This window comes from Nocardia puris (genome assembly GCF_036051655.1).
Classification (GTDB): Bacteria; Actinomycetota; Actinomycetes; order Mycobacteriales; family Mycobacteriaceae; genus Nocardia; species Nocardia puris.
On record NZ_CP107943.1, the window covers coordinates 1742611 to 1764047 of the forward strand.

Below are 21437 nucleotides of genomic sequence, written 5' to 3' on the forward strand. Positions count from 1 at the left end.
GCGCTCAGCGGCTCACCGTGCGCTTGTACTGACGCAGCGCCAGCGGCACGAACACCACCAGGATCACGACCACCCAGATCAGCGTGGTCGCAATCGGGTTGCGCATCGACCAGGCGTCCGAGGCCGGGCCCAGCGGGCTGGTGTTGCCGAACAGCTCGCGGGTGGCCTGCGCCAGCGCCGACACCGGATTCCACTCCGCGAACACCTTGAGCACCGTGGGCAGATCGTTGATCGGCACGAAGGTGTTGGCCAGGAACGTCAGCGGGAAGATCACCATGAAGCTGGCGTTATTGAACACCTCGGGCGTGCGCACCAGCAGGCCGACCACGGCCATGATCCAGGACACGGCGTAGGCGAACAGCAGCAGCAACAGGTAGGCGAGCACGGCGTCCAGGAACGAGCCGCGGATGCGCCAGCCCACCAGCAGACCGGTCAGCGACATCACCACCAGGCTCACGACGTTGATCACCACGTCGCTGAGGGTGCGCCCGACCAGCACCGCCGACGGAGCCATCGGCAGCGAGCGGAACCGGTCGATGATGCCCTTCTGCATATCCTCGGCCAGGCCCGCGCCGGTGAACGAGGCGCCGAACACCACGGTCTGCACGAAGATGCCGGCGATCAGGAACTCGCGGTAACCGCCCTCCAGGCCGGGCACCTTGATCGCCGTGCCGAACACGTAGGCGAACAGCAGCACGAACATGATCGGCGACAGCGTGCTGAAGATGAGCACGTCGGGGACGCGCTTGATCTTGATGACGTTGCGCTTGGCGATGGTCAGGCTGTCGCTGACGACGATGGACAGTCGTTCCGACAGGGTGGGGCGGTGCCCCACGCCGGGGGTGTGCACGGCCGCGGTCATCGGGCATGTCCTTCCGTAGCTTCCGCGCGTTCGGCGTCCACGTCGTCGCCGTTCACGTAGTCCTCGGCCTCGTGGCCGGTGAGGGTGAGGAACACGTCGTCGAGCGAGGGCCTGCGCAGGCCGACGTCGTGGATCCGCACGCCCGCCTTCGCGAGGAGGCCGATGGCGTCGACCAGCGCCTGGGAGCCGTTGCTGACCGGGACAATGATCTTGCGCAGTCCGGGTTCCAGGTGGATCTCGCCGTCGGCGAGCCCGCTCAGCGCCTGCTGGGCGGCACCGAGCTTGGCCGCGTCGTCGACGGTGAGCTCGATGCGATCGCCGCCGACGAGGGTCTTGAGCTCGTCGGCGGTGCCGCGCGCGATCACCTTGCCGTGGTCGATGACGGCGATGGCGTCGGCCAGGCGGTCGGCCTCCTCCATGTACTGCGTGGTGAGCAGCAGCGTGGTGCCGCCCGCGACCAGTTCCTCGATGACGTCCCACAGATCGAGCCGTGCCCTCGGGTCCAGCCCGGTGGTGGGCTCGTCCAGGAACAGCACCGGCGGGTTGGCGACCAGTGCCCCGGCCAGGTCGAGCCTGCGGCGCATACCGCCGGAGTAGCCGCGCACCGGCCGGTCGGCGGCGTCGCTGAGCCGGAAGCGGTCCAGCAGTTCGCGGGCGCGCTCCTTACTGCGCTGCACCCCCATGTGATAGAGCCTGCCCACCATCTCGAGGTTCTCGAAACCGGTGAGGTACTCGTCGACGGCGGCGTACTGGCCGGACGTACCGATGTGCGAGCGCAGCAGTTGCGGATCGCGCAGCACGTCGATGCCCGCGACGGTGGCGGTGCCCTCGTCGGGGACGAGCAGGGTCGTGAGCACGCGGACGGTGGTGGTCTTGCCCGCGCCGTTGGGCCCGAGCAGCGCGGTGACGGTGCCCTCCGGCACCCGCAGGTCGAGACCGTCGAGCGCGACGACCCGCCCGTATCGCTTGACCAGCCCCTCGGCGACTATTGCGTCGGGCATGATTCTCCTGACGTTCGTGAATTCTCGATGGCGGATCGGCGTGCGACGTCCCCGCGCGCCCCGTCGACTCCCGCGGCTCGGATCGGGCTGATGATCCGTACCCGCGTCAGTATCGTCGCGGCGCGCGAGACTCGCATCCGATTCGCCGGCCCGGACACGACAGAGGCCGCATCCCGTACCAGGCGGTGCTCGGGGTACCGGCACGGGATGCGACCGGCTCGATACTCCCCCGGCCGCGGCGGTGCGAACACGGGTAGCCGGCTACCCGAATCGGCCCGGTGAGCTACTCGATCCGGACGCACCGCAACAGCCCGGCGCACCCGCGCCGGGACCGCTGTGGAGGCCGCGTCCGTGAACACGAACACATCCTGGCACCGGGGTCCGACAGGTTTGCCGCGTGTGACGCTCGCCCCGGCCACCGCGGGCTGTGCGACACGCGACGAAACCCGCCAGGCACACCCGCCGACACCCCGTCCGGAAGGGATTCGCACCACACGCAGACCGGTCGGATTGTTTCCTGATGGAACGAACGCGACACCGGGGAATTGCCGTTCGGGAATGGAAGAGATTGCACCGCAACACCTTTGACAAAGCCCAGGTGAGCGGGATGACCTCACCACCGACGCCGGGGGCACCGACGCCGGTCACGCCCGACTCCCACTCCGCAACCGCCGAAAAATTTCTTCGAAACTAATGGGCCCCCTGTACACACAATCGCGGAACTTCGCGTAGGATCAGTCACGTCGGCCCCTCCCCCCCGGGCCGACCTTACGCGGGCCTCGGCTAACTCCCCCCCTTCGCCGAGGCCCGCTCCCCATTTCCGGACCTTCTCGCGCTAGTTCCCGACCGCCGAATCCACCGCACGCCAGGCGGTTGCCAGCCGTTGCGCGCGCACCCGTCCGGCCACCTCGAACAGCGGGCGATCGCGCGCCCAGCGCGCCGTGATCTCCGTGCCGGCGAGTTCCCACAGCGGCTCCGAATCGGCCACGATCCGGCCGAACTCCGCGTACACACCACCCAGCGCGATATGCGTACCCGGCGCGGACGCGTGCGTGAGGTCGATCCCCCGCACCGACGCCACGGCGGCGAGCAGCCGCTCGATCATCGACGCGGGCCATCCGGAGCCGCGACCGACGCGCACCAGCCACCCCAGCGCCGCACCGAGCACGTGGACGTCCTCGACCGTGCGGAACGGTTTGAGCACATCGGCGTACCCGTCGCCGGGCAACACGGTCGCGGGCGCGCCGTCGAAAACGACGGTGGCGTGCGGGATCTCAGGGGCGAACGGCAGCGGCGGGCGATCCGTGACGGTCACGCCCGGCCCCGCGCTCGCCACGAGCACCGCGCGCAGCCGGTTGCGCCCCTCCGGCGTGGCGCCCGCGCTCGCGATCACCACCAGCCATCGCGCAGCACTGCCGAGCGTCGCGAAAGTCTTGGTGCCGCTGACGGTCCACGCGCCGTCCGCACCCGCCAGCGCGGTGCGGATCGCGGCCGGATGCCCGCCGCCCTCCTCCGTCGCGGCCAGCGCGCCCGGCCCCTCCGGCAGCGCGGGCAGCAGCGCCCGCAGCGCCTCCTGATACCCGGAGAGGAACGCGTACCCGATCCGGTCGGCGCTGTACCCACCCGCGACGGCCGCGTCCAGCGGCGTGGCGAAACGGGCGGCGACCGCGCGGTGCCGCGCCCACGCCGCGGCGACGGAATCCGCGGCGGGCGCGGGCGGTTCAGTCAGCAGGAAATCGAAGACGCACTCCACCCCTGCACGCTAGCCGCCCGACTGCCAGATGCGGCTGCGCAGGTCCGCGCCCCGGATCACCTGGATCCGCCACGGCGCCAACCGCATCACGTGCAGCTCCGGATCGTCGGGCGCCTTCCAGAACTGCCCGAGCGGATAGCCTGCGCCGCGCGGACTCGTCCGCTCGTACAGATCCCAGACGTGCTGCTTCACGGCGAGATCGGGCACCCACTCGGCGACCACGTCCACGGCCACGGAGTCGTTGCGCCGATCCCAGTACGAGAAGTTGACGTGCGGGTTGCGCGCGATATGGGCGGCCTTGACCGGCGTGTGATAGGTCGCGAGCCACCCCAGCGGCGCGCCGTCCACCTTCTCCCACACCGGGATCAGCACGCGCGTGCGCGGGCGGTTCCTGCTGTCGACGGTGACCATGGTGGCGTAGTTGATGCGTCCCACGTACTGGTCGAACTCCGCCTCGATCTCGGTGTAGTCCGCCACTTCGACCGTCATCTCCCACCTCCGGTTACCGATAGGCCTGCCGGTTACTTCTTGTAACCATGAGCATCCTCGGTCAGCATGGACTGTTGTGGAAGAAGGCACTTACGAGTCACTCGGTTACTGCGCGGATACCGACTATTCGGCGCGCCAGTGGGACACCCGCGCCGACTGCGACGTCCGCCAGATCCTGGACCGCATCGCCGACAAGTGGTCACTGCTCACCATCGCACTGCTGTCCGGGCGCACGATGCGCTTCACCGAGTTGCGCCGCGAGATCGACGGCGTGAGCCAGCGCATGCTCACCCGCACCCTGCGCCACCTCGAGCGCGACGGCTTGGTGCGCCGCACGGTGTACCCCGTGGTGCCCCCGCGCGTCGACTACGAACTCACCCCGCTGGGCCGCAGCCTGCACCACACCATCCAGGCGCTGGTCGACTGGACCGAGACGCATCAGCGCGAGATCGCCGCCGCGAGGACGGCTTACGACGAAGCCGAGGCCGCCGCGGTGTGAGGAGCGGGTTCCCACGCCCGCTTCCGCACGGGTCGGAAGATTCCGGCGCGGGTCGGTGTCACTGAGTGACTACCGCCTACGAAGAGGCCGAGTCGCGCCGCCTGGCCGCGGTGCTCATCGCGCAGGGCACGCTACCGCTCGCGGAACCGGGCGTGAACGCAGGGAATGCTTCAGGGCGCCGAGGCGCGGGTACCGGACTCGCGCGGCCGAATCGCTGCAGGAACGGTGCGATTCGCGCGGCGCGAGCTACAGTCGGGTGATGGGCATCGACTGTTCGAGCGTCGTCCCGGCGTCCCGGCGGGACGTCTTCGCCTGGTACGCCCGTCCCGGTGCTTTCGCCAGATTGGCGCCGCCGTGGCAGCCGGTGACGCTGCTGCGCGAGGCCGAATCGCTGGCCGACGGCACCGCCGTGCTCGGCCTGCCGGGCGGTCTGCGCTGGGTCGCGCGCCACGATCCCGGCGAATACCGGCCGCCGCATCGTTTCGTCGACGCCGTCGCCGCCGACGGACTCGCCTCCCAGCCCGTGGCGCGCCTGGTGCGCTGGCGGCATGTGCACGAATTCGAAGAAGTCGACGCCGACAACTGCCGGGTGATCGACCGCGTGGAGACGCCGGTTCCGGCCGCCGTGCTGCGGCCGCTGTTCGACTACCGGTACCGCCAGCTTCGCGGTGATCTCCTCGCGCACACCCGCGCCGGATACGCGCCGGCGACCATCGCGATAACAGGCGCGTCCGGCCTGGTCGGCAGCGCGCTCGCGGCATTTCTGAGCACCGGCGGGCACCGGGTGGTGCGGCTGGTCCGCGGGCAGCCGCGCGACGCGGGCGAGCGCCGTTGGGCGCCGGACGATCCCGATCCGGCGCTGCTCGACGGGGTGGACGCCGTGGTGCATCTGGCCGGCGCCTCCATCGCCGGACGCTTCACCGACGCCCACCGGCGCGCCATCGCCGACAGCCGGATCGAACCCACCCGGCGCCTGGCCGAACTCGCGGCCCGCGCGGGCGTCGGCACGTTCGTCAGCGCGTCGGCGATCGGCTTCTACGGATACGACCGCGGCGACGAGACGCTCACCGAATCGGCCGAGCGCGGCGACGGATTCCTCGCCGACGTGGTCACCGAATGGGAATCGGCCACCGCGCCCGCCGCCGATGGAGGCGCGCGGGTGGTGCGGGTGCGCACCGGGATCGTGCAGTCACCCAGCGGGGGAACGTTGCGGCTGCTGCGACCGCTGTTCTCCGCCGGACTCGGTGGGCGCATCGGCGATGGGCGGCAATGGTTTTCCTGGATCGGGATCGACGACCTGGTGGACGTGTACCACCGCGCGCTGTGGGACGCCGAGCTGTCGGGGCCGGTGAACGCCGTCGCGCCCCAGCCCGTCCGGAACAGTGAATACACCGAGGTTTTGGCGCGGGTGCTGCACCGACCCGCGGTGCTTCCGGTACCGGACTTCGGCCCCGCCCTCCTGCTCGGTCGACAGGGGGCGCAGGAGTTGGCCGCCGCCAGCCAGCGTGTGTTGCCCGCTCGGCTCGGGGAACGCGGACATACGTTCCGCACGGCCGAGCTGGAGCCGACATTGCGTCATCTGCTGGGGAAGGTGGGCTGAGGGGAGCGACATTCGCCTGACGCGGCGAATCGTTCGTCAGCCGAGCCGGTCGACGGCGGCGGCGAGACTCGGCACCGCCTCGACCTCGCCGGGCAGGATGACCTCGTCCCAGCCGGGACCGCCCACCAGCACCCGCGACCCCGCCGCCAGGCAGGCGCGCAGGGCCGAGCTCAGCGCGGTGGACTCCCGCTGCGACCAGAGCAGGACGGGCAGCGGGGTGGCGGTGTCGCGCGCGAGGGCGTCGACCAGGGCCGCGGTCGGGACATCGGCGCCGAGCATGCGCGCACCGACATCGCGTTCGGCCAGCGCGGCGCGCAGCACTTCCAGCGGCAGCGAATGCGTCTCGCCACTCGTGCAAGCCAAGACGGCGCGGGCCGGACCCACGGGCGGATTGGTGCGCTGCATCGCGGCGACTATGCACCACGAGAGCAGATGCTCCACGTCGATGCATCCCTCGCCGCCGCTTTGCCGCTCGACTATCTCCGCGAAAGCCGGGCGGCACAGCCGCTCCCACGTGTCGACCACGCCGTAGGTGCGGATATGGGATTCCAGCTGGGTCGACACCGTGCTCGTTTCCAGCGTGAATGCCGCGGTCAGCAGCGTGACACGGTCGCCGAGCGCGATGGCGGGGCCACGGGCCGCCGAGGCCGCACCGGCCGGGCTCACACCCCCGCGCACAAGTTCGACCATGCGCTCGAGCAGCGCGATATCTGCCTCGGTGTACAGACGATGGCGGCCGGGGCGATCCTGCGCGGGGCCGATGTCGTAGCGGCGGTTCCAACTGCGCAGCGTGGCGGTGGGGATGCCGAGACGGTCCGCCACCGCGCGCACCGTGTAACCGGCCGTGTCGGAAGCGTGCGTGGAACCGGCGGGCATCGCCTCATTCTGCCCGGTGCCGCCCGCCGGACGCGCGACCCGCCCCGCGGTGCGCTGTGTACGCCCCACTGTCACGGCGCCTCACCTCCTCGCGATGAATCAATTATGCATCGTTCGTTTGGTAGCATGGCCGCATCGCCGACCCGAGGAGTCTCCATGAACTCTCGCCGCACCACCCGCGCTGCGGCCGCCGTGGCCGTCAGCGTCGCGGCATTCGCCGCCGCGGGCGCCGCCTCGGCCGCACCACCGCAGCCGGTACCGTCGCTCGAGCTCGATCGGTACCTCGGTGTCTGGCGTCAATTGGCCGCGGTGCCACAGCCTTTCAACCTCGAATGCGCCCGCGACACCACCGCCGAGTACACGCTCGACGCGCGCGGTGACATCGCCGTCCACAATCGCTGCACCACCTGGACGGGCGGCACGAGCGAGATCCGCGGCACCGCGCGCGTGAACGATCCCGTCACGCGCGCCCAACTGCACGTCAGCTTCCCCGGCGTGCCCTCTCAGGATCAGCTGGACGGCCCGACGAACTACATCGTCACCGCGCTCGGTCCCGACTATTCGTGGGCGCTGGTCACCGACCCGTCGCGGCTGTCCGGCTTCGTGCTCTCCCGCACGCCCGCGCTGGACGAAAACGCCTGGGCCGCCGTCGATGCCGCGATCAGCGCGAACGGTCAGAACTCCTGCCTGTTCCTCACGACGCCGGCCACCGGCGGGCAGTCCGCCTTGCAGCCGCTGTGCACGCGATGAGCGTCGCTGTCGCGTTGTTCACCCGCGACCTGCGGGTGCGCGACAACCCCGCGCTCACGGCGGCGCACCGGTCGGCCGACGAGGTCGTCCCCCTGTTCGTGATCGACACCGCGCTCGTCCCGGATCGCTGTCCGCCCAACCGGGCTCGGTTCCTCTCGGCCGCGCTCGCCGAACTCGACGAGGAACTGCGCGCGATCGGCGGCCGGCTGGTGATCCGGCGCGGCGCGGTGGAGGACGAAGTGGCACGCGTGGTGCGCGAAACCGGTGCCGGGAGTGTGCATCTCGCCGAGGACGTGAGCGGCTACAGTCGCGCCAGAGTGAAAGCGTTGCGGGACAAGCTCATCGAGCACGACTGCGAGGTTCGCACGCACGCCGCGTCCATCACCGCCGTCGATCCGGAATCGCTGCGCCCCTCCACCGGACGCGACCATTTCGCCGTCTTCACACCGTATTTCCGGCGCTGGACCGAGGTCCACCACCGCACGCCGCTGGGTGAACCGCGCGCACTCACGGTCCCCCGGCTCACGAGCGAGCCCCTCCCCGGACCCGGCGACCTCGCCGTCGGCGAGTCGTCCCCGCAGCTCGCGGTGGGCGGCGAAGCCACGGCTCGAAAACTGGTGCGCGACTGGCTCTCCGGACCGATCGGCGACTACGACGAGCTCAACGACGACCTCGCCGCCGACGCCACCTCCCACCTCTCCCCCTACCTGCACTTCGGCTGCCTCTCCCCCGCCGAACTCGTGCACCGCCTCGACCTGGGCTCCGCGGGCGGCGAGGCGTTCGCCCGGCAGCTCGCGTGGCGCGATTTCCACCACCAGCTGCTCGCGGCCCGCCCCGCCGCCGCCCGCGACGACTACCGCCCGCGCGACATCCGCTGGCGCGACGATCCCGCCGGCCTCGACGCCTGGCGCGAGGGCCGCACGGGCTACCCCGTGGTGGACGCCGCGATGCGCCAGCTGCGCGCCGAGGGCTGGGTGCCGGGCCGCGCCCGCCTCATCGCCGCCAGCTTCCTCACCAAATCCCTTCGCGTGCACTGGCGTATCGGCGCCGCCCACTACTTGCACTGGCTGGTCGACGCCGACCTCGCCAATAACCAGCTCAACTGGCAGTGGGTCGCGGGCACCGGCACCGACACCCGCCCCAACCGCGTCCTCAACCCCCTGCGCCAAGCCCTGCGCTACGACCCCGACGGCACCTACACCCGCCGCTGGATCCCCGAACTCGCCCACCTCCCCGGCCCCCGAATCCACACCCCCTGGCGCGAATCCACCGACTACCCACCCCCGCTCATCGAAGTCGCGGGGATGTAAGCCGGTCTTCTACGTGCACACCGGCCAACTGCGCAGTGCTGCCGTCTCGGCAGACGGCGTCGGGCCCGTCGAGCGGAACAGCTGCCGCGAGGTCACCGTCGTCCGTCACCAACCCGCCGCATACCGGCTCGGCGGCGAACACCTCACCCTCGCCGACGGCACATCCGTCACGGTGGCGGGCACGAAGGTCAAGACCAGGCACGCGAACGGCCGCTACGTCTGGGCCATCGTCGGCGCGGACGAGACGATCCTGACCTACGAACGCGACATCACCTGGGATTCCGCCGCGGGCCGACGCGCCGCCGAAATGTGGTTGCACGACACGTGGATCGCCGCCCGCGAAGGAGCCGCCGCCCAACCCCCGGCCCCCTACACCACGGCGTGATCGGCGTGGTCGTTCAGGTGTTGATCCCGAGGGTGATCTCGGCCCGGTAGCCCTCGCTCGGGTGGCCGGACACCGCCAAGAGGGCGTGGCCGCGCCGGAAGAGGAAGTCACGGTCGTTGCGCGTGCGGGGTTCGGTGCGGTCGGTGTACGGCGCGAAAGTCGCGACCGCCGAGGTGATCTCGTCGTCGAAGTAGAGCTGGCCGGTGTGGATTTCCCGCCCGCCCACGTGCACTTTGACGTGGATGTGGACGGTGCGGTTGTCGTACCAGCCGGGGAAGATCGTGGCGAACGTAGCTGTTCCGGCGTCATCGGTGTGCTGGATCCCGCGCAGGAACCGGCTGCCCTCGCCGAGACCGGAGTAGTCGCCGTGGGCATCGGCGTGCCAGATGTCCACGGCGGCGCCGCGCAGCGGTGCGCACGCGCCCGCGTCGACCACGGAAACGCGCAGTGCCAGTGGGATTCCGGGCCTGTCCTCCCGGATGTCGCCGCGCACCAGATCGGTGTCCACGTAGTACGGCCCCTCGGTGCCCTCCGGGGTGAGCACGCAGGCGGGCGCGGAACCGCCGGGCGGGGCGGTCGAGACCGGACGGTCCACGCCGCAGCCGGCCGCGGCCAGCCCCACCCCGAGCGCGGTCAGGACCGTCCGGCGGTTCGGTGCTCCCGCACTCATACCCGGCCGCTCGCGCGCACCGGAGTGTTCCCGGTGCGCCGGGTGGCGAGCAGGCCATCGACGCCGAAGCGGCCCGAACCCTGCACGGCCAGCAGTGCGCAGGCGGCCGCGAGGACGAGAACCAGTTCGTAGCCGCCGTTTTCGACGAACAGGCCGTACTGGGCGTGGATGAAGGCGAAGGCCCCCACCATGATCACGCCCAGCGCGGTCGCGACGGGGCGGGTGAGCGCTCCGAGAGCCAGCAACGGGCCGCCGAGGAGCTCGACGAACACCGTGAAGGGTCCCGCGATTTCCGGAAGCGGGATGCCCGCCTCGCGCTGGGCGTCGATCACCCCCGACACCCCGAGATTCTGGAACGCGTCCATCCCGTGGGCGAAGAAGGTCACCCCCAGAGCCAGGCGAAGCAGTAGGAGAGCGCCGTCGATGAGCGATCGGGGAGCGTCGCCGGTCAGCAATGCGAGAGCTGATCGATCGGCGCCGATGCGTTGGGATCCCTGGTCCGTGTGGTTCATGAGCGTATCCCTCAATTAGTGGCCTATCGCAATAGTAGCGGAGTGCAACAGTTTGTGCCGTCGCTATAGTCGCGTGATGGCAGTCCACCGGCAGCGCCCGCCGTCTTTGCTCGCCCAGCCTTCGTATCTGGCCTCGCAGGTGTCGAAGTTCGGGCGTAAGCGTTTGGAGGCCGCGCTCGCCGAACGGGGGCTGCGCCTTGGGCATCAGGCCGTGCTCAGCGCCCTGGACGATTTCGGCCCCCTGTCGCAGCAGCAGCTCGCCGACTCCCTGGACCTGGACAAGAGCCACCTGGTGGGCCGCATCGACGAACTCCAGCGCCGCGGCCTCGTGACCAGAGCCCAGGACCCCGACGACCGCCGCCGCAACAAGATCGCCCTCACCCCCACCGGCGAAACCCTCGCCAAGGAACTACGCCCCGTAGCCACCGAATCCCAGAAAGGCTTCCTCGACGTCCTCACCCCCGCCGAACAGAAGACCCTGACCACCCTCCTGGCCAGAGTCCTGGCCGCCAACGACGCCGAACGCTGGGGGAACTGAAAAGGCTGAAACACCACGAGATGTCATCGGTAAGCGCCCAACGACCGTGCCCGACGTACTGGCTGATCGAGAGTCAACGCAACTCAACGGCCCCCGCAACCCCGGCCACCCCAACCGAGCCTGCCCTGTCCAATCAGGAACCAACACGCCTTGACGGCCCCCGCAACCACTACCTGCGAACACGGCACTACCTAGCAGGCACACCTGGGAACCGACATATGGACTCCGCACAACAAATCAGGCGCGGCCCGAACAGGGGGTCCGGGGGGCAAAGCCCCTCCGGACGGGGCGCGGGGCTGCGCCCCCGCAAAAACACGCGAAACGAGACCCGGCTCATGCTCTCCATGAGCATGGGTTCGCCATCGAGTGGAGCCTAGGGGAATCGAACCCCTAACCCCCGCCTTGCAAAGGCGGTGCTCTGCCAATTGAGCTAAGGCCCCGGGATCGGGTGAGTCAGCGGGTGGTGACCTCGTGCCAGAGGTCGGCGTCGTCGCGCTTGCGCAGCTTGGAGATGCCGAGGAGAACCGCCACCGCGACGCCGAGCGTCAGGAGAATTTTCATGGTTCCCACCCTACTGTGATGTTCGGGAGTGGGCCTAGGAGGACTTGAACCTCCGACCTCTTCGTTATCAGCGAAGCGCTCTAACCGCCTGAGCTATAGGCCCGTGTTCCGATCGTGTCCGTGCTGGCCGGACCAGTAGAGACTACACAACACCCGCCCACCGAACCAAAACGGCTGGTAAAGGGCCCGAAACGGGCGTTGCCCGAACGGGCGGGCGAGCCCCTGGGCGGGCGATCGGAGTGCACCCGATACCGCGCGGAACTCCCCCCGGAACAGGAACGGCCGGTGTCCGCAAAGCTCGCGGACACCGGCCGTCATCGTCCAGACCGGACTAGTCCGGGTCGGCCAGCGTGACCTGGATTCCGCCGACCAGGTCGCAGCACTGGTTGTAGATGAACGCCGCCACGGTGCCCAGGGCGGTGAACAGCACGACGTTGATCAACCCGATCACACCGGCGTACCCGAACACGGTGCCCGCGTCGATCAGGCCGACGGAGCCGCTCTCCTGCGACACCATGTCGGTGAAGGTGTTGTTGAGCCGCTCCCACACGCCCATACCGGCCAGCACGATGTAGAGGATCGCGACGGCCAGCATCCACACCACGAACAGCGACGCGCTGATCACCAGCGAGATCTTCAGCGTCGACCAGGGGTCGATGCGGCGGACCTGCACGGTGGCGCGCAGCGGGTCGCCCGACACGGTGGCCGCGACGGCGACCGGCATGGCGGGCGAGGACGGCGTGGGCGCCGACGGCGCGGCGGGTTCGGAGGGCGGCAGCGGGTGCCGGATCTCGGACAGGTCGGGCATGTCCTTGATGAGTTCCGGGCGGGCGATGCTGCGGGTGGGCCCGTCGATGCCGACGGACTTCACCATCGCGGCTTCCTTGCGCGCGGCCTTGGCGGCCAGGTCGGCCGTGGTGCGCGCGTTGGAGACGCCGCCGCCGAGCCCGACACCGCCACCGTTGCCGCTGGCCGGCGGTCGCCCCGACACCGGCGACTGACCGGGCCGGTACAGGTTGGACTGCGGCTCCCGCTGCGGTAGCTGCGACCAACCCTCCTTGTACTGCGACTGGCCGCCCGCGCCGGGCTTGGGCCCCGACTCGGGGCCCTTCGCCTGCTCGGACTGACCCATCCGCACCGTCTCCTGGTCGAAGCCCTCCTGCGGCGCCTCGCCGCCCTCGGGACCCGGATTGCCGGGCGCCTCGTGCGGCTGGCCCCCGCCTTGCGGTCCGTTCTCGGCCGTACCGCTCGGCCGGGGGATCGGCCGCGGCGGAATCGGGGACGGTGCGATCCGCTCGGTCACACCGTTGCTCTGGTGCCCGTCATTCGGCTGATTCGGAGTGGTCAATGGGAATCCTCAGATCCGTTCGTTGCCGCCGCTTGTGGGTTACTGCTGAGAGGAACCGGTGTCGTCGCCGCCGTCGACCGCGTCGGGTTCGTCGGCATTGCGCGCGATAGCAAGCAACGTATCGCCCTCGGCGAGGTTCATCAATCGCACGCCCTTGGTCTGTCGTCCCGCCTTACGAACCTGCTTGGCCGCCGTCCGGATGACGCCACCGCCGGACGTGATCGCGTACAACTCATCCTCGTCGTCGACGATGAGCGCACCGACCAGGGTGCCACGCCGGGCGTCGAACTGGATAGTCAATACGCCTTTACCGCCGCGGCCCTGGGCCGTGTACTCCTCGATGGCGGTCCGCTTGGCGTAGCCGCCGGACGTCGCCACCAGCAGATACGTGTCCGGACGCACCACGTTGAGCGAGAGCAGCTCGTCCTCGGCGTTGAACCGCATGCCCTGCACACCGGAGGTGGCGCGGCCCATCGGGCGCAGCGCCTCGTCGGTGGCGGAGAAGCGGATCGACTGGCCCTGCGCCGAGACCAGCAGCAGGTCGTCGTCGGCCGAGCACAGCACCGCACCGACCAGCTCGTCGGAATCGCGCAGGTTCACCGCGACGATGCCGCCGCTGCGGTTGGAGTCGAAATCGACCAGGCGCGACTTCTTGACCAGGCCGTTGCGGGTGGCCAGCACCAGGTAGGGCGCGTCGTTGTAGGACTTGATCTGGATGATCTGGGCGATCCGCTCATCGGGCTGGAACGCCAGCAGATTCGCCACGTGCTGGCCACGCGCGGTGCGGTTGGCCTCGGGCAGCTCGTAGGCCTTGGCCCGGTACACCCGGCCCTTGTTGGTGAAGAACAGCAGCCAGTCGTGCGTGGACGTCACGAAGAAGTGCTTGACGATGTCGTCCTGCTTGAGGCCCGCGCCCTGCACGCCCTTGCCGCCGCGCTTCTGCGAGCGGTACAGGTCGGTCTTGGTGCGCTTGGCGTAGCCGGTCTCGGTGATCGTGACGACCACGTCCTCGCGGGCGATCAGATCCTCGTCGGCGACATCGCCGTCGGCGGAGACGATCTGGGTGCGCCGCTCGTCGCCGTACTTGTCCACGATCTCGGCGAGCTCGTCGCGCACGATCGCGCGCTGGCGCTCCGGCTTGTCCAGGATGTCCTTGAGGTCGGCGATCTCGGCCTCGATCTTGGCCAGTTCGTCGACGATCTTCTGCCGCTCCAGGGCCGAGAGGCGCCGCAGCTGCATGTCCAGGATCGCGGTGGCCTGGATCTCGTCGATGTCGAGCAACTGCATCAGGCCGGTGCGCGCGGTGTCGGTGTTGGCCGAGCGCCGGATCAGGGCGATGACCTCGTCCAGCGCGTCGAGCGCCTTGACCAGGCCGCGCAGGATGTGGGCCCGCTCCTCGGCCTTGCGCAGCAGGTAGCGGGTGCGCCGGATGATCACTTCGAGCTGATGTTCCACGTAGTAGCGGATCATCTGATCCAGGCGCAGCGTGCGCGGCACCCCGTCCACGATGGACAGCATGTTGGCGCCGAAGCTGGTCTGCAGCTGGGTGTGCTTGTAGAGGTTGTTCAGCACCACCTTGGCGACGGCGTCGCGCTTGACCGTCACCACGATGCGCAGGCCCGCGCGGTCGGAGGACTCGTCGTGGATATCGGAGATGCCGGCGATCTTGCCGTCCTTCACCTGCTCGGCGATCGAGTTGATGAAGTTGTCGGTGTTGACCTGGTAGGGCAGCTCGGTGATGACGATCGTGGTGCGGCCCCGGTTGTCCTCCTCGATCTCCACCACACCGCGCATGCGGATGGAACCGCGGCCGGTGGTGTAGGCGTCGTGGATGCCCTGGCTGCCGACGATCAGGCCGTGGGTCGGGAAGTCGGGGCCCTTCACCCGCTCCATGCACGCGGCCAGGGTGGCTTCCTCATCGGCGTCGTAGTTCTCCAGCGCCCAGTAGATGGCCTCGGCCAGCTCGGTCAGGTTGTGCGGCGGGATATTGGTCGCCATACCGACCGCGATGCCGTTGCTGCCGTTCATCAGCAGGTTCGGCACCCGGCTCGGCAGCACGGTCGGCTCCATCGAGCGGCCGTCGTAGTTCGGCGTGAAATCGACCGTCTCGTGGTCGATCTCGCGCAGCATCTCCATCGCGAGCGGGGTCAGGCGGCACTCGGTGTAGCGCATGGCGGCCGCGCCGTCGTTGCCGCGCGAACCGAAGTTGCCCTGCCCGTCCACCAGCGGGTAGCGCAGCGACCACGGCTGGGCCATGCGGACCAGGGTGTCGTAGATCGACGCGTCACCGTGCGGGTGGTAGTTGCCCATGGTCTCGGCGACCGGGCGGGCCGACTTCACGTACCCGCGGTCGGGCCGGTAGCCGTTGTCGTACATGGCGTAGAGCACGCGCCGGTGCACCGGCTTGAGGCCGTCGCGCACATCGGGCAGCGCGCGGCCCACGATCACGCTCATCGCGTAATCGATGTAGCTGCTCTGCATTTCGTTCTGGATGTCGACCGGTTCGATCCGGTCGCCCGCACCGCCGTTCGGGGGCAGCGTGGTCTCGGTCATGAAGTCTCCTCAGAAGGGCAGGACGTGTCGGGGCGTTGGCACGCGCGCACTACACGTCGAGGAATCGAACGTCCTTGGCGTTGCGGGTGATGAAGCTGCGGCGGGCCTCCACGTCCTCGCCCATCAGGATCGAGAACAGCTCGTCGGCCGCGGCCGCGTCGTCCAGCGTCACCTGGCGCAGCACCCGGACCGCGGGGTCCATGGTGGTCTCCCACAGTTCCTTGGCGTTCATCTCGCCTAGACCCTTGTAGCGCTGCACGCCGTCGTCCTTGTTGATCTTCTTGCCCGCCGCCAGGCCCGCCTCGAGCAGGCCGTCGCGCTCGCGGTCGGAGTAGGCGAACTCCGGATCGGCGCGCTGCCACTTGAGCTTGTACAGCGGCGGCTGCGCCAGGTACACGTGCCCGTGCTCGACCAGCGGGCGCATGAAGCGGAACAGCAGCGTCAGGAGCAGGGTCGAGATGTGCTGGCCGTCCACGTCGGCGTCGGCCATCAGCACGATCTTGTGGTAGCGCAGCTTGGCGATGTCGAACTCGTCGTGGATGCCGGTGCCGAACGCGGTGATGATCGACTGGACCTCGTTGTTCTTGAGGACCTTGTCGATGCGCGCCTTCTCGACGTTGATGATCTTGCCGCGCAGCGGCAGGATCGCCTGGTACATCGAGTCGCGACCGGATTTGGCCGAGCCGCCGGCGGAGTCGCCCTCCACGATGTAGATCTCGGACTTGCTCGGATCCTTGGAGCGGCAGTCGGCCAGCTTGCCGGGCAGGCCGCCCAGGTCGGTCGCCGACTTGCGGCGCACCAGCTCGCGCGCCTTGCGCGCCGCCACCCGGGCCTGCGCCGAGGACACGGCCTTCTGCACGATGGTCTTCGCGTCGGCCGGGTTGGCCTCGAACCAGTGCGTGAGGTGCTCGTTGCAGGTCTTCTGCACGAACGACTTCACCTCGGTGTTGCCGAGCTTGGTCTTGGTCTGGCCCTCGAACTGCGGATCGCCGACCTTGACGCTCACGATGGCGGCCAGGCCCTCGCGGATGTCGTCACCGGTGAGGTTGCCGTCCTTCTCCTTGAGGAGCTTCTTGTCCTTGGCGTACTTGTTCACCACCGTGGTCAGCGCCGCGCGGAAGCCCTCTTCGTGAGTGCCGCCCTCGTGGGTGTTGATGGTGTTGGCGAAGGTGTGCACCGACTCGGAGTAGCCGGAGTTCCACTGCATGGCGACCTCGAGCTCGTGCCCGGTGCCCTTGCCCGTGAATCCCACGACCGAGTTGTGGATGGCCTGTTTGGTGCGGTTGATGTGGCGGACGAAGTCCTCCAGACCGCCCGGGTAGTGGTAGGTCCTGGTCTTGACCTTGTGCTCCACCGGGGCCTCGGTGCCGGGCTCGGCGTGCTTGGGCGCCTCGGCGGTGTCGCTGACCACCTCGTCGGTGATCTCGGAGTCGGAGACCCGCTCGTCGGTGAGGACGATGGTGAGGCCCTTGTTCAGGAACGCCATCTCCTGCAGGCGGCGCGAGACCGTCTCGAAGTTGTAGGTGGTGGTCTCGAAGATCTCCGGATCGGCCCAGAACCGCACCGTGGTACCGGTGCGCTCGGTCGGCTCACCCTGGATCAGCTTGCTGGGCGAGGCGTCCTTGTAGGTCTGGCTCCAGTGGTAGCCGTCGCGGTCGATCTCCACCTCCACCCGGGTGGACAGCGCGTTCACCACCGAGATGCCGACGCCGTGCAGACCGCCCGACACCGCGTAGGAGTCGGAGTCGAACTTGCCGCCCGCGTGCAGCTGGGTCATGACGACCTCGACCGTCGGGACGCCCTGGGCGTGCATCGCCACCGGGATGCCGCGGCCGTCGTCGACCACCTCGACACCGCCGTCGGCCAGCAGCGTCACCGACACCTGGGAGGCATGGCCCGCCATCGCCTCGTCGACGGAGTTGTCGACCACCTCCCAGATCAGGTGGTGCAGACCGCGTTCGCCCGTGGAGCCGATATACATACCGGGACGTTTGCGCACCGCCTCGAGTCCCTCGAGGACGGTGATGGAGGAGGCACCGTAATCGCCTGATTTCGCCTGGGTCGATTCGTTGGAGTCCTTGGCAGCCACTGGTCGGTAGCTCTCCTTACTTGCTGACCACGGTGCGCGTCGACCGCGTCGCACACGTCTGGCCCGGGGGTGTGGAAATGGTCGAGATACACCGGTCAGACGCGGACGATGCGCGGGCGCGCCGAAGGTTCGCCGCTAGTTACGCCACCATCCTACTGGTAGACCCGACTCACAATGCACCTACGACACCCCTGACGGCGTCGTGGCTGCGAGAAATCGGATCTCGACGTGTCCGGTCCGCCTCGCGACGGTTTCAGGGACTCTCCGATGTTCTCAGACCGGTGTGCCCGGCGGCCGCTCGCGGCGCGTGGTTCCGCCTCTCCGACACTGGGCCCCGGTGCGCGCGGAGCACTGGCATATCCGTTCGCTCGCCACGTTCGTTCACGTCTGCGCCGCGCTGACGCTCAGCTGCGGCGTGCGCGCGGCGAGCCGGTGTATCCGTTCGCTCACGCGTGGCGCGTGGCGAACTCCGCGGTGCGGTCGGCCAGCTCGGCGGGATGGGTGAACGGCGACCAGTGCCGGGCCGGGATCTCGGTGCGGGTGAGGTCGGCGACCCAGCGGTCGGCCTCGGCGTGCACCACCGGGCGCACCGCGCGGTCGCCGGTCGAGACGATCAGCTGCACCGGCACGTCCACCGGGCGCGGATGCGGACGGCCCAGGCGCGCACGGATATTCGCGCGGTAGAGCTTCAGGTTGTTGATCATGTCGCGCTCCAGCGTCGGCGCGGTGCGCACCACGGCCGGGTCGAGTCCGTCGAAGAACGACAGGAAGCGCGGCCACCGGCTCGACAGCGCGCGCAGCACCGGATTCGGCAGCCCCGGGATCTGGAACGCGACGGTGTAGGCCGACGCGACGCTCTGGGCCAGCGCGCCGCGCACCCGGGCCGGGGAGAGCGGTCCGCGCAGGTAGGCGCCCAGGAAGTCCAGGTTGGGGCCGGAGACCGAGGTGAACGAGGCGATGCGGCTCACCGCGCCGGGGTCGGCGACCAGCTCCCAGCCGATGACCGAACCCCAGTCGTGGCCCAGGATGTGCACCGGGCGGTCGGGCGAGAGCGCGTCGGCGACCGCACGCACGTCGGCGGCCAGCTCCTCGAGCCGGTACGCCGCGACGTCATCGGGCACGCTGCTCGCGCCCGCGCCGCGGTTGTCGACCGCGAGGATGCGGAAGCGGGCGGCCAGCCGGGCGGCGACGTCGTTCCACAGCACGTGCGTGTCGGGCCAGCCGTGCACCAGCAGGATCGGAATGCCCTGGGGATCACCGCATTCGAACACCGCGAGGTCCACATCGCCACGGCGTACCGTGGCCGTGGCCGCGGCGGGGAACGGTCCCGCGGTGGTGGTGGTCATCGTCGCTGCGCCTTTCCTGCCCGTCGCCGGCACCGCGCGGCCGTCAGGCCGACGCGGCATCGGGTCGGGAGCGTTTCACGTGGAACCACATGGTGGGTCCCCGGTGGATGGTGTGGATGAACGTAACACCAGGTACCGGACAGTCGCCAGGGCCGGTCAGCCGTAGGTGTCGCGCGGCCCGCGGCCCTTGATGTGGCGCTCCCCCTTGCGCCAGCTCGGCGCCGCGGGCCCGGAGATCTTCAGCTGGGTGACCACGCCCTGGCCGACCGCCGCGTTGATCTTGGCCAGGATCTGGCTCTGGAGCATGCGCAGCTGGGTGGCCCAGGCGGTGGACTCGGCGGCGATGGTCAGCACCCCGTCGCGCAGCGCGACCGGCGTGGCATGCGCGGCGATGTCCTCGCCGACCACACCGGCCCACCGGCCGAACACCGTGCCCTCGGCGACCTTGCCGTCCCAGCCCCTGGACTTCGCGATGCGCGAGGCCAACTGGGAGAGCAACTGGGGATCGCGGTCGTCGGGGCGGGCGCCGGACCATCCCGAACGCTTGCGCGCGCCGGTGCGCAGTTTGCGGACCGGCGAGGCGCGCCCCTGGCCCACCGATTTGCCGCTCGCCTTGGCGGCCGCGCGTGCCTCCTCCAGCGCGCGCCGGGCCAGGTCGATGCCGCGCAGCTCCGGTTCGCCACCGGGCTGCTGGGGCACGGGTTCCTGCCGCTCGCTCATCAGCCGGCTCCCTTCACCCGCGGGGTTTGTCCCCAGTTCTCACCGTTTGTCCCCAGGCCGCGCGGTCTCGTTCGGCGCGTCGCGCGCCGGGCCCGCACCGCGCCGACCCGGAGGTCGAACGCCTGTTCGTGGCACTTTTCCCAGGTGGTGGCCGAGACCGCGAGGTCGCGGCCGCCGCACGGGAGCGGTGACACGCCGCCGAAGTTATCCACAGATCCTGGGGATGAACCCGCGAACCGCCGCGGACCTCGGCGTACGGGTCACTGTACGTGAACCAGCCGACGAATCCGGCGTCCAGTGGCGGCCGAGAAACTGTGCAGAACATCGGGGTTACCTGTGGACAGATCGTCAGGTGACGGTTCCCGGGGTGGGTTCGGCGATGCGGGAGATCCGGTGCGCGGCATCCCCCACCGCCTCCACGCGCAAGGGTGTGGCCTCCAGCTCCGCGGGCACGTCCTCCGGCACGGCGGCGGTGATCAACACCTGCTCCGCGCCCGCCGCCACCGCGGCCAGCGCCTTGCGGCGGCGGCGGTCCAGTTCGGCGAACACGTCGTCGAGCAGGAGCACCGGCTCGGTGCCCTGCTCGCGCAGCAGGTCGAAGGCGCCCAGCCGCAGCGCCAGCGCGAACGACCAGGATTCGCCGTGACTGGCGAACCCCTTGGCGGGCGCGTCACCCAGCATGAGCTCGAGATCGTCACGATGCGGTCCGACCAGGCAGACGCCGCGGTCGAGCTCCTTGGGACGCGCCGCGGCCAGCTCGCGCAGCAGAATCGCCTCCAGCGTCTCGGCGTCGTCGGGCTGTGGAGAACGCGCCGGATCGAGGAATTCGGGGGGCAGATACGAACTGCGGTAACCGATTGCGGCGGGCCGGGATTCGGGCGCGATGGACCGATACGCCTGCGCCAGATGGGGATACAGGTCGTGGACCAGCCGCAATCGCTGGCCCAGCAGCACCGCCGCGTGCCCGGCCAGGTGCCCGTCCCACACGTCCAGGGTGCTCAGATCGGCGCGCGATCTGGCCTGTCGCCCAGCGGATTTCAACAGCGCCGACCGCTGGCGCAGCACCCGGTCGTAATCCGAGCGCACACCCGCCAGCCTGGGGAGACGGGCTGTGCACAACTCGTCCATGAAGCGACGCCGCTCTCCCGGATCGCCGCGCACCAGCGCCAGATCCTCCGGTGCGAACAGTACGGTCTGGAGTATCCCCAGGATCTCCCGCGAACGGCGCACCGGCGAACGGTTGATCTGCGCCCGGTTCGCGGCGCCCTGGTTGAGCTCCATGTCGACGCGCAGTTCCCGGCCGTTGTTCACCACCGTCGCGCCGATCCGCGCGCGCTGGGTGCCCATGCGGATCAGCGGCGCGTCGGCGGCGACCCGGTGCGAGCCGAGGGTGGCCAGGTAGCCGGCCGCCTCCAGCAGATTCGTCTTCCCGTTGCCGTTCGCCCCCAGGAATACCGTGCGGCCTGGGGACAACTCCAGCTCCACGTGTTCCCACGAGCGGAAATCACGCAGCGACAGTGCCCGGACGAACATCGGCTAGCCCGCCCCGCCGACGAGGCGGGGCGCTCGATCGCG

Annotated in this window: 20 protein-coding genes and 2 tRNA genes; 6 read left to right on the forward strand and 16 right to left on the reverse strand. The window is 69.7% G+C overall.

What is annotated here, in order from left to right:
* Window positions 1-4 precede the first annotated feature (4 nt).
* From OHB21_RS07680 to OHB21_RS07695, 4 genes are all read right to left on the reverse strand, one after another.
* A complete protein-coding gene (locus tag OHB21_RS07680; RefSeq protein ID WP_084537272.1) occupies window positions 5-862 on the reverse strand; it encodes an ABC transporter permease in 858 nt (285 codons plus the stop codon).
* A complete protein-coding gene (locus OHB21_RS07685) occupies window positions 859-1863 on the reverse strand; it encodes an ATP-binding cassette domain-containing protein (RefSeq protein ID WP_067502719.1) in 1005 nt (334 codons plus the stop codon). Before OHB21_RS07685 ends, OHB21_RS07680 begins: the two co-directional genes overlap by 4 nt.
* 835 nt (window positions 1864-2698) lie before the next feature.
* Complete coding sequence (locus OHB21_RS07690; RefSeq protein WP_195124943.1) at window positions 2699-3616, reverse strand: acyl-CoA dehydrogenase family protein; 918 nt, start codon at window positions 3614-3616, stop codon at window positions 2699-2701.
* A 9-nt stretch (window positions 3617-3625) separates the two neighbouring features.
* Window positions 3626-4105, reverse strand: coding sequence for a pyridoxamine 5'-phosphate oxidase family protein (locus OHB21_RS07695; RefSeq protein ID WP_067502725.1), 480 nt, complete (start codon window positions 4103-4105; stop codon window positions 3626-3628).
* 76 nt (window positions 4106-4181) lie between these two features.
* Here OHB21_RS07695 and OHB21_RS07700 point away from each other — a divergent pair, with 76 nt between their 5' ends.
* Together OHB21_RS07700 and OHB21_RS07705 are read left to right on the forward strand one after the other, a co-directional pair.
* Complete coding sequence (locus OHB21_RS07700) at window positions 4182-4604, forward strand: winged helix-turn-helix transcriptional regulator (protein ID WP_067502728.1); 423 nt, start codon at window positions 4182-4184, stop codon at window positions 4602-4604.
* Window positions 4605-4863: 259 nt separating this feature from the next.
* Complete coding sequence (locus OHB21_RS07705; protein ID WP_067502731.1) at window positions 4864-6204, forward strand: TIGR01777 family oxidoreductase; 1341 nt, start codon at window positions 4864-4866, stop codon at window positions 6202-6204.
* 36 nt (window positions 6205-6240) lie between these two features.
* On the opposite strand, the gene OHB21_RS07710 is transcribed toward OHB21_RS07705, so the two are convergent.
* Window positions 6241-7080 (reverse strand): MerR family transcriptional regulator, encoded by an 840-nt coding sequence (locus OHB21_RS07710; RefSeq protein WP_195124944.1) that lies wholly within the window; start codon window positions 7078-7080, stop codon window positions 6241-6243.
* Between the two features lie 156 nt (window positions 7081-7236).
* Between OHB21_RS07710 and OHB21_RS07715 the strand changes: the two genes are divergently transcribed.
* The 3 genes from OHB21_RS07715 to OHB21_RS07725 are packed head-to-tail and all read left to right on the forward strand — an operon-like array spanning window position 7237 to window position 9525.
* Window positions 7237-7830 carry a lipocalin family protein gene (locus OHB21_RS07715; RefSeq protein WP_067502733.1) on the forward strand — a complete coding sequence of 198 codons (594 nt, stop codon included), beginning with the start codon at window positions 7237-7239 and terminating at the stop codon, window positions 7828-7830.
* Window positions 7827-9140, forward strand: coding sequence for a cryptochrome/photolyase family protein (locus OHB21_RS07720; protein ID WP_195124945.1), 1314 nt, complete (start codon window positions 7827-7829; stop codon window positions 9138-9140). Before OHB21_RS07715 ends, OHB21_RS07720 begins: the two co-directional genes overlap by 4 nt.
* A 13-nt stretch (window positions 9141-9153) precedes the next feature.
* The gene (locus OHB21_RS07725) at window positions 9154-9525 is read left to right on the forward strand and encodes a hypothetical protein (RefSeq protein WP_195124946.1); all 372 of its coding nucleotides are present in this window, start codon (window positions 9154-9156) and stop codon (window positions 9523-9525) included.
* A 13-nt stretch (window positions 9526-9538) separates the two neighbouring features.
* Here OHB21_RS07725 and OHB21_RS07730 read toward each other — a convergent pair whose 3' ends face one another.
* Entirely contained in the window at window positions 9539-10195 is a 657-nt protein-coding gene (locus OHB21_RS07730) for an intradiol ring-cleavage dioxygenase (RefSeq protein WP_195124947.1), read from the reverse strand.
* Complete coding sequence (locus OHB21_RS07735) at window positions 10192-10707, reverse strand: DoxX family protein (RefSeq protein WP_195124948.1); 516 nt, start codon at window positions 10705-10707, stop codon at window positions 10192-10194. Before OHB21_RS07735 ends, OHB21_RS07730 begins: the two co-directional genes overlap by 4 nt.
* A gap of 76 nt (window positions 10708-10783) precedes the next feature.
* On the opposite strand from OHB21_RS07735, the gene OHB21_RS07740 reads away from it, so the two are divergent.
* Window positions 10784-11245 carry a MarR family winged helix-turn-helix transcriptional regulator gene (locus tag OHB21_RS07740; protein WP_067502739.1) on the forward strand — a complete coding sequence of 154 codons (462 nt, stop codon included), beginning with the start codon at window positions 10784-10786 and terminating at the stop codon, window positions 11243-11245.
* A gap of 367 nt (window positions 11246-11612) precedes the next feature.
* Here the strand turns inward: OHB21_RS07740 and OHB21_RS07745 are convergent.
* From OHB21_RS07745 to recF, 9 genes are all read right to left on the reverse strand, one after another.
* Window positions 11613-11685 (reverse strand) — tRNA-Ala (locus OHB21_RS07745).
* A 13-nt stretch (window positions 11686-11698) separates the two neighbouring features.
* Window positions 11699-11806: a DLW-39 family protein gene (locus OHB21_RS07750; RefSeq protein WP_211334139.1), complete on the reverse strand. Its 108-nt coding sequence runs from the start codon at window positions 11804-11806 to the stop codon at window positions 11699-11701.
* Between the two features lie 29 nt (window positions 11807-11835).
* Window positions 11836-11909: transfer RNA gene (locus OHB21_RS07755), tRNA-Ile, on the reverse strand.
* A 228-nt stretch (window positions 11910-12137) separates the two neighbouring features.
* Window positions 12138-13154, reverse strand: coding sequence for a DUF3566 domain-containing protein (locus OHB21_RS07760; RefSeq protein ID WP_067502742.1), 1017 nt, complete (start codon window positions 13152-13154; stop codon window positions 12138-12140).
* A gap of 39 nt (window positions 13155-13193) precedes the next feature.
* Window positions 13194-15707, reverse strand: a complete 2514-nt coding sequence (gene gyrA / locus OHB21_RS07765; protein ID WP_067502745.1) for a DNA gyrase subunit A — start codon at window positions 15705-15707, stop codon at window positions 13194-13196.
* 49 nt (window positions 15708-15756) lie between these two features.
* Complete coding sequence (gene gyrB, locus OHB21_RS07770; protein ID WP_067502748.1) at window positions 15757-17796, reverse strand: DNA topoisomerase (ATP-hydrolyzing) subunit B; 2040 nt, start codon at window positions 17794-17796, stop codon at window positions 15757-15759.
* 446 nt (window positions 17797-18242) lie between these two features.
* Window positions 18243-19142, reverse strand: a complete 900-nt coding sequence (locus OHB21_RS07775; protein WP_067502751.1) for an alpha/beta fold hydrolase — start codon at window positions 19140-19142, stop codon at window positions 18243-18245.
* A 156-nt stretch (window positions 19143-19298) separates the two neighbouring features.
* A complete protein-coding gene (locus tag OHB21_RS07780; RefSeq protein WP_067502755.1) occupies window positions 19299-19862 on the reverse strand; it encodes a DUF721 family protein in 564 nt (187 codons plus the stop codon).
* A gap of 348 nt (window positions 19863-20210) precedes the next feature.
* Window positions 20211-21395 carry a DNA replication/repair protein RecF gene (gene recF / locus OHB21_RS07785; protein ID WP_195125004.1) on the reverse strand — a complete coding sequence of 395 codons (1185 nt, stop codon included), beginning with the start codon at window positions 21393-21395 and terminating at the stop codon, window positions 20211-20213.
* Window positions 21396-21437 lie beyond the last annotated feature (42 nt).

Coding starts and splice junctions, on each gene's coding strand:
- OHB21_RS07705 (WP_067502731.1), top strand. CDS start 4,864: ATGGGCATCGACTGTTCGAGCGTCGTCCCGGCGTCCCGGCGGGACGTC.
- recF (WP_195125004.1), bottom strand. CDS start 21,395: ATGTTCGTCCGGGCACTGTCGCTGCGTGATTTCCGCTCGTGGGAACAC.
- OHB21_RS07680 (WP_084537272.1), bottom strand. CDS start 862: ATGACCGCGGCCGTGCACACCCCCGGCGTGGGGCACCGCCCCACCCTG.
- OHB21_RS07710 (WP_195124944.1), bottom strand. CDS start 7,080: ATGCCCGCCGGTTCCACGCACGCTTCCGACACGGCCGGTTACACGGTG.
- gyrA (WP_067502745.1), bottom strand. CDS start 15,707: ATGACCGAGACCACGCTGCCCCCGAACGGCGGTGCGGGCGACCGGATC.
- OHB21_RS07780 (WP_067502755.1), bottom strand. CDS start 19,862: ATGAGCGAGCGGCAGGAACCCGTGCCCCAGCAGCCCGGTGGCGAACCG.
- OHB21_RS07730 (WP_195124947.1), bottom strand. CDS start 10,195: ATGAGTGCGGGAGCACCGAACCGCCGGACGGTCCTGACCGCGCTCGGG.
- OHB21_RS07720 (WP_195124945.1), top strand. CDS start 7,827: ATGAGCGTCGCTGTCGCGTTGTTCACCCGCGACCTGCGGGTGCGCGAC.
- OHB21_RS07740 (WP_067502739.1), top strand. CDS start 10,784: ATGGCAGTCCACCGGCAGCGCCCGCCGTCTTTGCTCGCCCAGCCTTCG.
- OHB21_RS07685 (WP_067502719.1), bottom strand. CDS start 1,863: ATGCCCGACGCAATAGTCGCCGAGGGGCTGGTCAAGCGATACGGGCGG.
- OHB21_RS07775 (WP_067502751.1), bottom strand. CDS start 19,142: ATGACCACCACCACCGCGGGACCGTTCCCCGCCGCGGCCACGGCCACG.
- OHB21_RS07715 (WP_067502733.1), top strand. CDS start 7,237: ATGAACTCTCGCCGCACCACCCGCGCTGCGGCCGCCGTGGCCGTCAGC.
- OHB21_RS07735 (WP_195124948.1), bottom strand. CDS start 10,707: ATGAACCACACGGACCAGGGATCCCAACGCATCGGCGCCGATCGATCA.
- OHB21_RS07695 (WP_067502725.1), bottom strand. CDS start 4,105: ATGACGGTCGAAGTGGCGGACTACACCGAGATCGAGGCGGAGTTCGAC.
- OHB21_RS07750 (WP_211334139.1), bottom strand. CDS start 11,806: ATGAAAATTCTCCTGACGCTCGGCGTCGCGGTGGCGGTTCTCCTCGGC.